The sequence below is a fragment of the Maricaulis sp. D1M11 genome (assembly GCF_047308265.1).
Lineage (GTDB): Bacteria > Pseudomonadota > Alphaproteobacteria > Caulobacterales > Maricaulaceae > Maricaulis.
In genome coordinates this window covers 312,632-327,267 of sequence record NZ_JBKQWY010000002.1, presented here as the reverse complement: position 1 = coordinate 327,267, position 14,636 = coordinate 312,632, and the positions used below count along the sequence as shown (strand labels likewise).

The window sequence follows — 14,636 nt, the reverse complement described above, 5'->3', positions numbered from 1 at the left end:
GTCCGTCGATGGCCTTTTGCGCATGGGGTGTGCAAGTCTCAGCGTGCCGCCGGAGAATAGCGCCGCCCCAGCCCCTCTTCTGTGGCTTTCACCATCCACGCCGTGATCAGAAAACCGATAAAAACAACGCTTCCCAGAAAGACATAGAGCCAAATGGGCGACAGGAAGAGGGAGGGTGCCAGACGCGTTCCTATCTGGCTCAGCCCGGCCGCAAACAACCCCATATAAGAATAGGACATGGCCTTGGCATGACCGAGCACCGCATTGCGATTCGGTCGGCGCATGGCGGCGCGAATGGCGAAATAGCCCGGGATCACTCCCGCCAGACTCATGAGCGCGAAAAAGTGAAAGATATTGGGCCGCCCGGACAGGTCATAACTGGTCAGGGCCGTGATATTCACCGTCAGCATGGCGAGCACGTAGAGATACCCGCCGATACGATGAAAACGATTGCCCTTGCGAATGAGGAATAGCAGCGGGCCCAGGAGCAAGGCGAGCAGGGCCATGCCCATGTGAACGGCGCCATTGGCCGAGTGGATCCAGCTGTCCAGAGCCCAGAAATTCTCCATAACGATGTCCCTTTCAAAACCGGTACACTTCACTTTAAATTACAAAGCGCTTTCGTCAATGGTATCGCGTTGGAATCATTCCCCCCCTTGATAAGTCTTATTCGTCCGACACCGGTTTACTGGCCCTGGCTGCCGTGTTTACGCTCGCGTCAACATACGGAGTTCCACATGAAAGTTTTAACCGCCCTGTCCGTTTCACTCGCCAGCCTGGCCTCGACCGCAGGTCCCGCTTTGGCTGACAGCACCGTGACCGCCACTGATCTGGCGACTTTATCGTCAGATGGATGGTGTGAGGCCGATCTAGCTCAGGACATCGAGGCCAAGCTGGCCCTCTTCGATGATGAGGCGATCCTGATCATGCCCGGACGGGCCCCTTTGGATGGCATTGAGGCCATCCGGACCTGGCAGACCCAGAATTATGCCATGGTCAATCACGACTGTACGGGACAGGTCGAGATTTCCGAGGCCCGGATTGAAGGCGCCATTGGCCTGGTTCGAGGACGGTTCGCCGGTCATGTCACCATGAAAGACGGTAGTGGTAGTTTCGATCAGGCCGGCTATTTCCTGAACGTGTTCGAACAGGATGACAGCGGCGACTGGAAAATCTCCCGCATGGTCTTCACCTATTGATCGGGTGACACGGCTGATCTGGCTTTTCTGGCTGTACTCGCCACATACGAGACACGAAAAAGGCCGCCTCGATAAATCCAAGCGGCCTTTTCCATACGTGTTGATCGAAGATATCAGCGACGACGACGGGCCACCCGGTCGATCTCAGCCTGAACCTTCTCGTCCACAATGCCCGGCAGGTTGGCGTCGAGCCATTCCTTGAGCATCGGACGCAACAGAGCGCGCACGACACCTTCCAGCGTCCGGCCTTCCTCTTCGGAAATCCGGATCGTATCAGCGAGCTGGTGGAACGAGCCCATCGCCGCTGTCGCAGCACCATCGGACATGATGCCTTCGGTGATTTCCTCTTCGAATGCCGCCATCGGCTCCGGCTCAGGCTCCGCTTCCTCGTCTTCGCGATCCAGGATCATCAGATCATCGGCGACGGAAATGCCTTCGTCTTCATCGACTTTCTCGGTCAGTTCGAGAACATCATCCGCGGGTTCAGGCGCAGGTTCCGGCTCGGCCGGCTCGTCGAACATGTTGTCGACAGCATCCTGGCCCAGGTCTTCGTCAGCCGCGGCCTCCGCCGGAGCTTCATCCTCGTCCTCATTGATGATCCGACGGATCGAGGACAGGATTTCTTCCATCGACGGTTCGCTATCGGCGCTCTGCTCAGCCATGGGGTAACCCACCCTTGCTCGGAGATTTCAACTGAAACACGAATAAACCCGGCATCTTACAGCCTGTCTAGTCCCGTTTGCGGCTCACCCTAGTTCCAGGGCGTTAAGTCAACGTTAGGAAAACCCGTCTGGTGGCGCTGGGCTTCCGGATCATACATCTCGACATTCAGCGCCAGATCCTGCGCCGTGAATGTGCCCACGGTCACCAGAAGATTATAGGCGGCGACATAGGCATCACGCTCTGCCGACACCAGCGTCAGACGGGCGTCCAGCAATTCCTGCTCGGCATTGAGAACATCAAGCGTCGTGCGAATGCCGACAAGCGCTTCCTGTTCAACACCGTCCAGGGCGATCTGGTTGGCACGCACCGACTGGCGACTGGATTCGATCACCGCCAGTGACGCCTGATAGCTGGAATAGGCCGATGCCACACCGGAAATGACCTGGCGCCGCGCGGCATCTACCTGATTGCGGGCCTGTTCTTCCTGAGCCACAGCCGCACGCACACGCGATCCGTTGAGCCCGCCCGTATAGAGCGGAATGGATACTCGACCCGTGATCGACGCACTGTCACGATCATCACCGGAGATCACCACATCGCGGCCATGCCCCAGCGAACCGCTGACAGACACTTCCGGCAGGAAATTGCCGCGTGCGACCCGCACACCCTGGCGCGCCGAGGTCTCGGCATATTGAGCGGCGAGAAGGCTGGGATTGTTGGACAGGCCCAGCTCGGCTGCCGAAGCGAGGTCTGACGGAACGGTCGGAAGATCCGGGCGGTCGGACAGGTTCATCGCCGGCGAGCCGACAATACGTTCGTAATTGGCACGGCTGACCGAGACCTGTGCCTGGGCGGCCGCCAGCTGGGCCTGGGCCCCGGACAGGCGGGCTTCAGACTGGGCAACGTCCGTACGGGTGATTTCACCCACTTCGAACCGGTCGCGGGCGGCCTGCAATTGCTGGCTCAGCACTTCCACATTATTGCGGCGGATCTCGACGATATCCTCGTCGCGCGCCACATCGAGAAAGGCCGTCGCGGCATTGAGCAAGACACTCTGCTCCACCGAGCGAAGGGTCTCCCGGCCCGCCATGATCTGGGCCGTGGCCTGATCGATCGCGCCCTGGGTCCGACCACCGCGATAGATCGACTGGGTGGCTGTGATGGAATAGTTCTGCGTGGTCAGATTGGAAAAACCGCTATCACTGACCGAGCCCGCCGCCGAAACGGAGGGCAGGCGCGCCGAGCTGGCCTGGACATAAGCCTCGTCCGTCGAACGCAGTGCCGCACGCTGGGCCTGCAGGTCCGGATTGGAGTTATAAGCCATCACCAGGGTTTCGTAGAAGGTCTGGGCGCTGGCCGAACCGGTCAAGCCCCCGATTGCCAGTGCAGCCACACACACGGCTGAACGAAGAAAAGCGCGCGTCATCATATACCTCATCAATGTCCGGCCGACGGGCCGGCGGGGATCCCCATCCCTGGTCGTGTGATCCAGGCCCATGACCCCAGCGGCCCTGACCTGGATTGGAAACGAGTGAACCGACATTTTCGCCTGCTTGCGCCTGCGATAGCAGACACACACGAAAAAGCCGAATGTTTTCGTTCCCGACATAAGTCGAAACAGGCCACCGCACACCGGAGACCATCGTTTATACGTTCAGTTTAACCCGGTCCGTCTGACAGGTCAGGAAGAAAAGCGGTGCTTTTATCCCGCATGACGGAAATTTAAGTGAACAGCGTTCACTATTCAAGCCCGATCCGGAGATCCAAGGCCTGAAACGGGTTGGAAACTAGAGGCTGAAAGCTCGCTCGCGCTCGAAACCGGGCAGAACCCGGGCACTGGCATTGAACAGAGTGCGTTCACCAATGCGCTCACCGGCCCGGCTGACGATAACAGCGCGCCCCACAGCCCCCTCACGCACGATCGCAACAAGGCGTCCGCCGTCTGCCAGCTGATCCAGCCAGGCCTGCGGAATCTCTTCCACGGCACCGTTCACGAAAATCACATCGAACGGTCCCTGGCCGGCAATACCGGCCTTGAGCTCGCCTTCGATGACCGCTGCATTGTCTGCGCCGACCTCGCTCAGCAGGGTGCTGGCTTTTTCAATGGTCGCCGCATCCTCTTCAAGAGCGACAACCGTGTCGGCCAAAGACGCCAGAATAGCGGTTGAGTAACCGCGACCACAGGCGATATCGAGCACCAGTTCGGTCGGCTGAATGTCCGCGGCCTGGATAAGTTTGGCGATATCGCGCGGACGCATCATCGTGCGTCCCGGTCCCGTCTCCACTTCCGCGTCAGCATAGGCAGACGCATCTTTAGAGCGCGGCACAAAGACATGGCGCGGGATCTGGCCAAAGGCGGCCTGTACCCGGCGATCCGTGACATCTGCTGTCCGGATCTGGCAATCCAACATCTGTTTGCGGGCCTGATCGAAATCGCTCACCGGCATCTCCAAGGTGGGAACAGACCGGTACCGGCCCGATTCAAGATAAATTCGCGGCAGATATATCCTGTGCGCCCGCACAAGAGCAAGCGCGCCTCTGTCGCAGGGCGCAGTGCATGACGCGTGTGCTGGGTGATTGCCCAACCCCGCGCTTGCGGTTATATCCCTCCCCCTTGGCACCGGCACCGTGGCGGAGTGGCTACGCAGCGGATTGCAAATCCGTGTACCCCGGTTCGATTCCGGGCGGTGCCTCCACTTTCACTATACCTGTCAACTGGTTGAGATCCTCGCGCCATCAAAACGCGATTGGCTGTGCCGTGTGGTCAAAAAAACCGCCTGTATCTGACGGTGTAAGACCATCCATCACATCGACAATCTCCCGTGCCGCCAAGGCCGGGGGCCGCACATCCAGTCCGCGTTTGGAAAAGGGTTGCGACAGAGCTGTATCAACAGTCCCCGGGTGCAAGGCCACACACACGCTGTCGCGATTGCGACGTTTCATCTCGATCGACGCCGTCCGCACCACCTGATTCAGGGCGGCCTTTGAGGCGCGATAGCTGAGCCAGCCCCCCAGTCGATTGTCGGAAATCGAGCCTACCCGTGCGGAAAGTGCGGCGATCCCGAAGACGCCGGAGCGAGGCATCAGCTCCAGCACAGACCTCAACACAAGCGCCGGGCCAATCGTATTGATCTGAAAGGCCTGCGTCATGTGATCGGCATCCATCTCCCGAAGGCTGCGCTCGGGAGCAAACCGGTCATCATGCAAAAAGCCTGTCGACAGGATGATCCGGCGCGGCACGCCCTGCTCAAAGACCCGATCCAGTGCGGTCCGGATCGAGGGCGGCGAGGTCACGTCGAACACGATATCGCTGGTCCTCGACAGAGCGATAACTCGCTCTCCCCGTGAGCGCAATTCGGAGGCAAGGGCCCGGCCAATTCCGCCGCCGGCCCCCAGAACCACTGACACATCGTCTCTTTGATCATTCATGCCCGAATGTCCGCCTTCCCCGCGCAGCCAGCGCTCATCTGATCGCTCCTGTGAGACGTAGAACGTTTCAAGCGATGAGAAAGGCGGCCTAGGTGACAGATCTTGTTCTCGTTCTTGGCGATCAGTTGACGCGATCCATCAATAGCCTGCGTGATGCAGACCCGCACACCACTGAGATCGTCATGGCGGAATGCGCGTTGGAGACGGGTTATGTGCGCCATCATCGACAAAAGATCGCCCTGATCTTCTCCGCCATGCGCCATTTTGCCGAGGCCCTGCGCGCGGAGGGCTTTACAGTCCACTATCAGAGTTTCGACGACCCCACCGCGCGGGAGAGTTTTTCGGAGGTAATCGAACATCATCTCGCCAGGGCCAACTTCACCCGGCTTGTGATGACAGAACCCGGCGAGTGGCGGCTCCTGAGCGAGATGCGAGCCTGGCCGGACCGCTTCCTGATACCGGTCGAGATCCGTGAAGATGATCGTTTCCTGTGTTCCCACAGCGCGTTCGAAACCTGGGCCGAGGGCAAAAAAAACCTGCGCATGGAGTATTTCTATCGGGAGATGCGCCGCCGAACCGGCCTCCTCATGGATAGTGACAAACCCGCGGGCGGCCGCTGGAACTACGATGCCGAGAACCGCAAGCCGGCCGGGTCTGACCTGTTCATGCCCCATCGCTTTCAAGCCGAAGCAGACCTGATCACCCAGGAGGTCCTCCATCTTGTCGAACGCGAATTTGCCGACGGGCTGGGTGATCTTGAGACGTTCGCCTGGCCGGTCACACGCGCGCAGGCGCTGGCTGCGCTCGAGGATTTCATCACCCACCGCCTGCCGCTGTTTGGTGATTATCAGGACGCCATGGTGTGCGGAGAGGCCTTTCTCTACCACTCCCTGATCGCTTCTGCCCTGAATATCGGCCTGCTGGAGCCACTGGAGGTCTGCCACGCCGCGGAAAAGGCCTGGCACACGGGGCATGCCCCACTCAATGCGGTGGAAGGCTTTATCCGGCAGATTATTGGCTGGCGCGAATATGTGCGCGGCATCTATTGGCGCGAAGGCGCAGATTATGTGCACCGCAACGCCCTCGCCGCGGACCGTCCGCTACCCGCCTTTTACTGGACGGGCGAGACCGATATGGCCTGTCTGCGCGCGGCAATCGGCCAGACCTTGCACTATGGATACGCCCACCACATTCAGCGCCTGATGATCACGGGTACGTTCGCCATGCTCGCCGGCATTGATCCACATGCGGTGCATGAATGGTATCTCGGCGTTTATGTCGACGCCTTTGAATGGGTGGAGGCGCCCAATACGATCGGCATGTCCCAGTTTGCCGACGGGGGATTACTCGCCTCCAAACCCTATGCTGCAAGCGGCGCCTATATCGACCGCATGTCGAATTACTGCGCAGACTGCCGTTACTCGGTGAAGGACAAACTCGGCCCTGACGCCTGCCCTTTCAATGCGCTCTACTGGGATTTCCTGGCCCGCAACGCAGACACGCTGCGCGGCAATCCGCGCCTCGGTCCGGTCTATCGCAATTGGGACCGTATGGATGAAGCGCGCCAGTCTGATCTGCGCCATAAGGCGCGGGACATCCTCGATAATCTTTGACGAACGCAGTTTCCGGCTAGCGCGACGTTCGGCACCGTTCCGAACAATAGCGCACCTCTTCCCAGACCTTTTCCCACTTCTTGCGCCAGGCGAAGGGGCGCCCGCACGTGGTACAGAGTTTCTCGGGCTTGGGATGACGGCTCTTGTGGCGCGGCATGACCGTTAGGCGTCGGCGGACTGTTTTGTATCCGTCACTCCGGCGGCCACCAGGTGCGCGCCCAGGCGTCCGGCGAGAAACAGGAAAAACATGCGATAATCCGCAATCAATGACCACAGCGGATAGGTGAAGGTGGCCGGCTTGTTGCGCTCGACGAAGGCATGACTGACCCAGGCAAAGAAATAGCCGGACAGCGGCACGGCCAGGATCCACCAGGCATTTCTCGTAAACACCGCACCGATGAAAACTGACAAGGCCAGAGCTGAACCCACATAATGCCAGGCGCGGGTCGCCGGCTTCGCATGTTCGCGCAGATAGAAGGGCCAGAACTCGGCAAATGTACTGTATTCACGCATCGCTTTATCACTCCCCGTTCGCCGCGCGCAGTCTTGGCGACTGTCTTCCGGCTTTTGAAAAACCAGCATGACACGACGCGGCCCGCCTGGCGAATCCGGTGGCGGCGTTAAGGTTAATCAATCTTACCAAGACGGGGTGATTCGCCTGTGATTCGGAGTGATTCGGCCCGATCCGCGTGCAAAACAAGGCTAATCGGCGCGCCGGGCTTCTTCTGCAATTTTCGATGCATTGCACTGAATCCATTAGGAATTCGGCAATCACGATAAACCATTGACCGCATTTGGAGATGCGAATTAACGGCTCTTTAAGAGGTCTGAAGCCAGGGTGTACGTGTCTTCCCGTGAAGACACCCCACCATCCACCCAATGCCTTTTCGGGAGCCTCTTGCGGCTCCCGATTTTTTTTGCAGCAATCGCTGCAAGAAGCCGCATCTGAGTGCTTGCATTCCCGGCGGGGTCGGAGATATAAGCGCGTCTCTCGCTTGAGAGAGAACGGTTTTCCCCTGTAGCTCAGTTGGTAGAGCAGGTGACTGTTAATCACCGGGTCGGCGGTTCGAGCCCGTCCGGGGGAGCCATTCCTTCAAGTGGTACATTACCCGAAACAAACAATCTGCTGCAGTCCACGCTTCTGTAGTCCACGCTTCTGTAGTCCACGCTTCTGTAGTCCACGCGTCACCCCTTCGCGGATTAACCTGCCGCGCGGCCTTTGGCGTGCATTCCGCGCACCGGCCCGTCTGATTTGCGGCTTTCCCTTGTCGGCACACGAAGAGTGTCTCTAGTCTGTTTCCCCATTCAATGAGGGGAAACAATGAGCGATCCAACCCAGTCACCGGCCGCCTCGCGCCGCCTGTTCATGAAGACCGCCGCTGTCGGCGCGCTCGGTCTAGCCGCCGGCGCCTGTACGCCTGCGGACGAGGCCGATTCCAGCACGCTCGCGGATGCCGTGGGCGCGGGTTCGGAACCGGTTTCCGACACGGCGGTGACAGCAAACGACATTTCGTCCGCCGAAAAACTGTTCGACGTACGCTACAGCGATGCCGAACGGACGCAACTGCTTGACGGGCTGGATGGCTGGATCAATCGAATGACCCGGCTGCGCCAGGTTGAAAAACCCAATGAGCTCGCTCCGGCTCTCGTTTTCGACCCGCGTTTGCCCGGTCATGCCTACGCCAATCCGGCCAGCGACGGCGCTTTCAGCGATATCACACCCGCCCTTCCCCTGCCGGAGACCGATACAGATATCGCCTTCGCCAGCCTGACTACGCAGGCTCACATGTTGCGCGCAGGCCTGCTGACATCGCGCCGCCTGACCGAGATTTATCTGGACCGCATCGAACGCCTGGCACCACAGCTGGAATGTTTTGTTACCGTCACCGCCGACATCGCGCGGGCACAGGCTGACGAGGCTGATGCCGAATTGGCCCGGGGCGAAGATCGAGGCCTGCTGCACGGTCTGCCCTATGGAATGAAGGACATTATTGACGTCGCCGACGTTCCGGCCACCTGGGGCGCGACCCCCTATCGAGATCGTATTGCCCAGACGGATGCCAGCGCCACCCGCCATCTCCGCGAAGCCGGCGCTGTCCTTCTGGGTAAAACGACCAATGGTGCTCTGGCCTATGGTGATCGCTGGTTCGACGGCATCACCCGCAATCCCTGGAACACACAGGAGGGGTCGTCCGGGTCGTCAGCCGGTTCCGCCTCCGCCACGTCGGCCGGTCTGGTCAGTTTTGCAATCGGCACCGAAACCCTGGGCTCCATTGTCTCCCCGTCCAATCGGTGCGGCACCACAGGGCTGCGCCCCACGTTCGGACGCGTGTCTCGAACAGGGGCCATGGCATTGTGCTGGTCGCTCGACAAGATCGGCCCGATCTGTCGCCATGTCGACGATACAGGCTGGGTGTTGAACGCCCTTCTCGGTTCCGACGCCGGCGACCCGTCATCGCTCGACCATGGTCTTGATGACGGTCGTTCGGTGGCTTTGAACACATTGCGTGTCGGGTATCGCCCTGAGTGGTTCGAGTCTGGATCAGATGCCGACCGGGCCACACTTGAGGCGGCCCGCGCTGCCGGAGTTGAGCTGGTCGAGATCGAACTGCCCGACCTGCCGTATGATGCGCTTATCACCAATCTGGAAGCCGAGGCAGCCGCCGCGTTCGAACACCTCACACTCAGCGATGATGACGACACCCTGGTCTGGCAGGACCCTGCCGCGTGGCCGAACACATTCCGCCGGGCCCGGTTCATCTCGGCGGTGGATATGATCAATGCGGATCGCATGCGCCGACAAATCATGCAGGCGATGCATGAGATCTTCCAGGACGTCGACCTGATCATTGGGCCCAATTTCGCCAACGCCCTCCTGGTGATCACCAATTTCACCGGGCATCCACAATTGGCCATCAAATCAGGCTTCAATGAGCTGCCGACGCGGTCGATCTTCGGTGATGCCGTAGGGGAGACGGACGAGACGCATCGCGTCCCTCAAACCACCAGCCTGTGGGCCCCTCTCTTCGAGGAAGGACGGCTTCTGGCCCTGGGGCGCGAGATCGAACGGCGGCTGACTGTTACCGGCGAGCGGCCACCCGGCTTTGCCTAGCGCAATCGCTCATCCAGATCGCGGGCGGCCTTGAAAAAGGCTTCCCGCACCTGGTGGGAATAGGGGTTGAGCTGTTCAATCGCGCGGAACAAGGCGTCGCTATCATCCTTCACCAGTCCGGCGGCCTGCATGAGAAGATCATAGCTGCGCGTTGTATAGGGCTGAGCGTCGGGCTCGATCTGCGCCAGAACCTTGGCCACCAGGTGGGTCAGCCCCTGCACGCTCGCCATCGCCCGGTCATGGCTGTGCGCGTCTGAATGGTGCACGGTCAGGGACAAAGCCTCACGAAGGAATTCTCCCACCGGCCTCGCATCACTGCCACGCATGGGACACATCACAATATCCAACCCGGCCACGCCCCGGGCCGCACTCTGCGGACCAAAGAGCGGGTGGGTACCGATGAGTTGGATGTCGGGCGGCAAAATGGCGTCAAGAGACGCCAGAGGCTTCACTTTCACTGAGGCGACATCATACACCGTCGCGCCCGGTCGGAGATGAGGCGCGATCTCCCGCGCCACCTCTTCGATCGCCTGCACAGGGACCGCCAATACCACATGATCGCGCATGGCGGCGTCGGCAAGGCTGACCCGGCTCACCCCGTCGAGATCGACCGCGCGAGGATCATAACCCGCTATCTCGGCATGAGCTGACAGGTGCCCAACGGCCAGTTGACCAAACGCCCCCAGTCCGATCCATCCAATTTGCACCATGCTGGCCTCCCCTCACATGAGGCGGCATGAGGCCACGCGCCTGCGCGCGCGCCAAGTCATGATGGCAGTCATGCGTGTATCAGGAGATACGGTGTTCCGGTGCGTCGCACTGACACTCAAACCCACCGACAATCTGACCTTCGTTTTCGATATAGTCGAAGCTGATCTCATCACCCGGCGCAATATCGGTTTTCGCGCGCAGAACCGGGCGTGCTGTGTTGCTGGCGTCGATCAGCGCATTGGCCACACAGGCGTGGTTCACATAGCGGATAAAGCCATGCGGCTCACAATGCTGTTCGTCGGTAATCCGCACTGAATACGGTGTTTGAACCCGTGTCATCTGACCTCGAATGGGCGTGATTTCCTCGCCCGCGCGGATCTCGCGATGGGCATGCAGCCCGCGTCCGGCGATACCACTCGCCCGGATGTCCAAGCGTGGGTCGTGCTCTCCGACAAAACGAAGTGCTGAGCCTGCGGCACCATTGCGGCGCTGTCCGGTGAGGATGGTCTGGCCGGACTGATCCCAGACGATCTGACCGTCCATCCGGCCATTCAGTCGCCAACTGCCGCGGCGTGGCGCCAGGCGGGCTAAAAACCGGTCCTCGCCCACCCGCTTGCCGGAGAACCGGACAGGGGCATCGGTCGGCCGTTCCAGAGGCAGGATCCACCCCCAGATCGCGTCATCACGATCATTGAGTACAATTCGTTCGAACCAATGCCCTGCATCGGTTCGATTACACACCAGGTATTCACCGGAAATATTCATGACATCACCCCTCGCACGTGCAGAACATGCACACTTGAAAGGGATGTCCAACTCAATACACGGACAAGGTGAATAGACTTATTCCGCTTCTCTTTCCCGGTTAACTGTCTCTAGGAGGTCATGTGTGCTTCGGGCTGCATCACTGCCATCGCGCCGCCCTGTCCGGCCTCAGCCTGACGCGCCCACATATCGGCGTACAGGCCGTCCAGCGCGAGCAGTTCGGCATGTGTCCCGCTTTCCGCGACACGTCCCTCATCCAGCACAATGATGCGGTCTGCATCCGCGATGGTTGAAAGACGGTGGGCCACGGCAATCGTTGTGCGGCCTTCAGCGGCCTTGGCCAGTGCAGCCCGGATTTCTGTTTCTGTCTGGCTGTCGAGCGCCGAGGTGGCCTCGTCCAGCACCAGCACAGCCGGGTCTTTCAAAATAGCCCGCGCCACGCCCACGCGCTGTTTCTCGCCGCCGGAAAGTTTGAGGCCGCGTTCACCGACCTTGGTATCAAGACCATCGGGCAATCGGTCCAGGAAATCGCCGAGCTGGGCCTGTTTGAGCGCTTCGATTACCGCATCATCCGACGCCTCCGGACGGCCATAGACGACATTGGAGCGCAAGGTATCGTTAAAGAGCACCACATCCTGCGGAACCAGCCCCAGGGCCTCGCGCACACTGTCCTGGGTAACCTGGCGCAGATCCTGGCCATCGATCAGAACACGCCCCGCATCAGGATCGTAGAACCGGAAAAGCAACCGCAGCAGCGTGGATTTGCCGGCGCCTGAAGGTCCGCAAATCCCCACGAAAGACCCGGGGACGACAGACATATGAACCCCGGCGAGCGACCGGCTGCGGCCTTCATGACTGTAGTGCACGTCCTCGAAGGTCACCGCCCCTCCCGACAGGGCAAGCTCAGGCGCCTGGTCTGCATCTGCCACATCGGGCTGGAGTTTGAGAGTGTCGAACATGCGCTCCATATCGACCGCCCCCTGTTTGATCTCGCGATACGCCCAGCCCAGAATGTTGAGCGGCTGGTAGATATTCATCAGGATCAGGGTCACCGCGGCGACATCACCGGGCAGGAGCGCGCCTTGCCAGGCCTTCCAGCCCGCCATCAGCGCCATCGCCAAAAGACCCGCATTCATAATGCCGGCCTGGGCGCCATTGAGCAGAGCCAGGGAGGACTGCGAACGTGAGGCCGCCGAGGCATAGCGCGTCAGCGCGGTATCATAGAGATCCGTTTCGCGACGCTCTGCCGCAAACGCTTTCACGGTCTCGAAATTGATCAGCGTATCTACGGCCCGGGCATTGGCCTCATTATCGGCCTCGTTCATTTGCCGACGGATTTTGACGCGCCACTCGGTCACCGACCAGGTCAGCGCCATGTAGCTCACCACAGTGATCACGGCGATCACCGCAAATTCCCAGCCATAATTGAGGCTCAACACACCCGCCGCCAGAACCAGCTCGACCAGGGTCGGAGCGATATTGAAAATGAGGAAGCGCATCAGGAAATCCACCGCCCGGGCACCCCGGTCGATAATCCTGTTGAGCGCGCCCGTGCGCTTGCTCTGATGGAAATTCAGCGACAGGCGCTGGACATGTCCAAATGTGCGCACCGCCACCAGTCGCTGGGCATCCTGGCTGACTGGCGCAAACATCGCATCGCGCAATTGCGGCAAGCCCACAGACAGGAAACGTGCACCCGCATATAGGACAAAGGCAAGAACGAAGGCGCCCAGAACACCGGACGCGGCGTTTGCCCCCTGGGAAATGGCATTAATGCCTTCACCGAAATAGACCGGAGCGGACACGGCCAGCACCTTGGCGATCAGGGTCAGCACCAGAGCCACCACCATGCGGACCCGCCAGCGAGACATGTCGGGCGAAGCGAGCAGTGCAAACAGGCGCGCCATCGCTGTTCCCAGTGAACCTTGCGGCGCCTGGGCGTTTTCGTCGTCAGAAAGCGGGGTAGAGGGTTTCATTCCCCCTACATAGGCGGATCACCGCGCCCCTGCCAGCATGGAGGAGACATTTCCCCCATGCACGCATGCCCGTGATCAGGGCTGACCCTCTTCGCGCGGAGCCGAGAAGACCTGACCAGGATAGATCAGGTTGGGATCCCGGATCTGGTCGCGATTGGCCTCATAGATCACCGTATACTGGACGCCTTCGCCATACAGGCGACGGGCCAGACGCCACAGGGAATTACCCGGCTGCACCACGACACGGTCGGGGCCCAGGTCAAGCGCATCGGCGGCCACGCGCTCGAAGGGCAATACGATCACCGCCACCACACGTCCGTCCGCATCAACCTGATCAACTTGGAGCTCATACACGCCAGGCGGCAACAGTGCATCGGCGAGAATCGTCCAGCGCCCACCACGGCCCACACGGGCCTCGCCCACACTCGCGCCGTTGGCAAAGATCCGCACCGTCATGCCCGTCTCACCACGGCCGGCAAAGACCACGGCGCCGGTTTCATCATAATCAATGGTCGCCAGCATCAGTGAATCCATCTCGACACCCCGAAACGGTCCCTGCAGCACCTGGCTGGCTTCGCCGGGACGCCCCAGCACAACCAGTGGCGTGGCATCGCGTGTTTCGGGAATAGAGACAGCAACCACCTGTTCAGACAGGATGCTCTGACCATTCTCCAGCGTCATGCGCAGGCTCAGCTCAATCGCCCCGGCCGGAAGCGGTTCAACCACCACGAACGTCCACTCGCCACGCTCATCAATGGTTTCACTGACCACACGCTCGCCATTGGCCAGCACTTCGATCAGGGCTCCGGGCTCGCCACGTCCGGCGATCACAGCCGTGCCCGGCAAATCGATCCGAACAATATCAAAGCTAGGCGGTGCGATACTGACCGCAACCTCGGTTTCGATCTCGTCCGGTGTTTCGGCTTCGGTCAGGTTTTCAACTGGATCCTCGACAACCGGGTCCGGACCCGACGAGGTGAGAATGTAAGTTGCAGCGGCACCGATCGCTAGAATCGCGAGAAGGCCGGCAATGATGAACGACCGCATGGGCGTCATGAAAAGACTCCTGTAACCATTAAAAGGTCGTGGGAACTGCTATCGGACATGTCCGGCACTGATGCAATCCTCGCGCCGACACTTTTGGGCGAATATCATGCCTCTCGTTAAA

Annotated in this window: 14 protein-coding genes and 2 tRNA genes; 5 read left to right on the top strand and 11 right to left on the bottom strand. The window is 60.2% G+C overall.

Features of this window, described 5'->3' with window-relative positions; translation table 11 throughout:
• Positions 1-38: 38 nt before the first annotated feature.
• Positions 39-569: a DUF2306 domain-containing protein gene (locus RMQ97_RS05805; RefSeq protein WP_413659910.1), complete on the bottom strand. Its 531-nt coding sequence runs from the start codon at positions 567-569 to the stop codon at positions 39-41.
• A 168-nt stretch (positions 570-737) separates the two neighbouring features.
• Here RMQ97_RS05805 and RMQ97_RS05800 point away from each other — a divergent pair, with 168 nt between their 5' ends.
• Positions 738-1,199 (top strand): YybH family protein, encoded by a 462-nt coding sequence (locus RMQ97_RS05800; RefSeq protein ID WP_413659909.1) that lies wholly within the window; start codon positions 738-740, stop codon positions 1,197-1,199.
• Between the two features lie 113 nt (positions 1,200-1,312).
• On the opposite strand, the gene RMQ97_RS05795 is transcribed toward RMQ97_RS05800, so the two are convergent.
• The 3 genes from RMQ97_RS05795 to RMQ97_RS05785 all read right to left on the bottom strand — a co-directional run bounded on the left by RMQ97_RS05795 (position 1,313) and on the right by RMQ97_RS05785 (position 4,309).
• A complete protein-coding gene (locus RMQ97_RS05795) occupies positions 1,313-1,861 on the bottom strand; it encodes a DUF2497 domain-containing protein (RefSeq protein ID WP_413659908.1) in 549 nt (182 codons plus the stop codon).
• A gap of 89 nt (positions 1,862-1,950) precedes the next feature.
• Complete coding sequence (locus RMQ97_RS05790; protein WP_413659907.1) at positions 1,951-3,288, bottom strand: TolC family outer membrane protein; 1,338 nt, start codon at positions 3,286-3,288, stop codon at positions 1,951-1,953.
• Between the two features lie 361 nt (positions 3,289-3,649).
• Positions 3,650-4,309 (bottom strand): protein-L-isoaspartate O-methyltransferase family protein, encoded by a 660-nt coding sequence (locus tag RMQ97_RS05785; protein WP_413660018.1) that lies wholly within the window; start codon positions 4,307-4,309, stop codon positions 3,650-3,652.
• Positions 4,310-4,484: 175 nt separating this feature from the next.
• Between RMQ97_RS05785 and RMQ97_RS05780 the strand changes: the two genes are divergently transcribed.
• Positions 4,485-4,558: transfer RNA gene (locus RMQ97_RS05780), tRNA-Cys, on the top strand.
• Between the two features lie 40 nt (positions 4,559-4,598).
• Here the strand turns inward: RMQ97_RS05780 and RMQ97_RS05775 are convergent.
• Positions 4,599-5,291: an SDR family NAD(P)-dependent oxidoreductase gene (locus RMQ97_RS05775; protein WP_413659906.1), complete on the bottom strand. Its 693-nt coding sequence runs from the start codon at positions 5,289-5,291 to the stop codon at positions 4,599-4,601.
• Between the two features lie 92 nt (positions 5,292-5,383).
• On the opposite strand from RMQ97_RS05775, the gene RMQ97_RS05770 reads away from it, so the two are divergent.
• Positions 5,384-6,904, top strand: coding sequence for a cryptochrome/photolyase family protein (locus RMQ97_RS05770; RefSeq protein ID WP_413659905.1), 1,521 nt, complete (start codon positions 5,384-5,386; stop codon positions 6,902-6,904).
• A 16-nt stretch (positions 6,905-6,920) separates the two neighbouring features.
• Here RMQ97_RS05770 and RMQ97_RS05765 read toward each other — a convergent pair whose 3' ends face one another.
• Together RMQ97_RS05765 and RMQ97_RS05760 are read right to left on the bottom strand one after the other, a co-directional pair.
• Positions 6,921-7,061, bottom strand: coding sequence for a DUF2256 domain-containing protein (locus tag RMQ97_RS05765; protein WP_413659904.1), 141 nt, complete (start codon positions 7,059-7,061; stop codon positions 6,921-6,923).
• Positions 7,062-7,066: 5 nt separating this feature from the next.
• Positions 7,067-7,417 carry an Mpo1-like protein gene (locus RMQ97_RS05760; protein ID WP_413659903.1) on the bottom strand — a complete coding sequence of 117 codons (351 nt, stop codon included), beginning with the start codon at positions 7,415-7,417 and terminating at the stop codon, positions 7,067-7,069.
• A gap of 499 nt (positions 7,418-7,916) precedes the next feature.
• Between RMQ97_RS05760 and RMQ97_RS05755 the strand changes: the two genes are divergently transcribed.
• Together RMQ97_RS05755 and RMQ97_RS05750 are read left to right on the top strand one after the other, a co-directional pair.
• Positions 7,917-7,992, top strand: a tRNA-Asn gene (locus RMQ97_RS05755).
• Positions 7,993-8,225: 233 nt separating this feature from the next.
• A complete protein-coding gene (locus tag RMQ97_RS05750) occupies positions 8,226-10,016 on the top strand; it encodes an amidase (RefSeq protein WP_413659902.1) in 1,791 nt (596 codons plus the stop codon).
• Here the strand turns inward: RMQ97_RS05750 and RMQ97_RS05745 are convergent.
• The 4 genes from RMQ97_RS05745 to RMQ97_RS05730 form a co-directional block, all read right to left on the bottom strand.
• Positions 10,013-10,726, bottom strand: coding sequence for a prephenate dehydrogenase/arogenate dehydrogenase family protein (locus tag RMQ97_RS05745; protein WP_413659901.1), 714 nt, complete (start codon positions 10,724-10,726; stop codon positions 10,013-10,015). The two genes, RMQ97_RS05750 and RMQ97_RS05745, sit on opposite strands and share 4 nt — an antisense overlap.
• 79 nt (positions 10,727-10,805) lie before the next feature.
• Positions 10,806-11,492 (bottom strand): SET domain-containing protein-lysine N-methyltransferase, encoded by a 687-nt coding sequence (locus RMQ97_RS05740; protein ID WP_413659900.1) that lies wholly within the window; start codon positions 11,490-11,492, stop codon positions 10,806-10,808.
• A 110-nt stretch (positions 11,493-11,602) separates the two neighbouring features.
• Complete coding sequence (locus RMQ97_RS05735; protein ID WP_413659899.1) at positions 11,603-13,468, bottom strand: ABCB family ABC transporter ATP-binding protein/permease; 1,866 nt, start codon at positions 13,466-13,468, stop codon at positions 11,603-11,605.
• 75 nt (positions 13,469-13,543) lie between these two features.
• Positions 13,544-14,524 (bottom strand): LysM peptidoglycan-binding domain-containing protein, encoded by a 981-nt coding sequence (locus tag RMQ97_RS05730; RefSeq protein ID WP_413659898.1) that lies wholly within the window; start codon positions 14,522-14,524, stop codon positions 13,544-13,546.
• Positions 14,525-14,636: the final 112 nt, after the last annotated feature.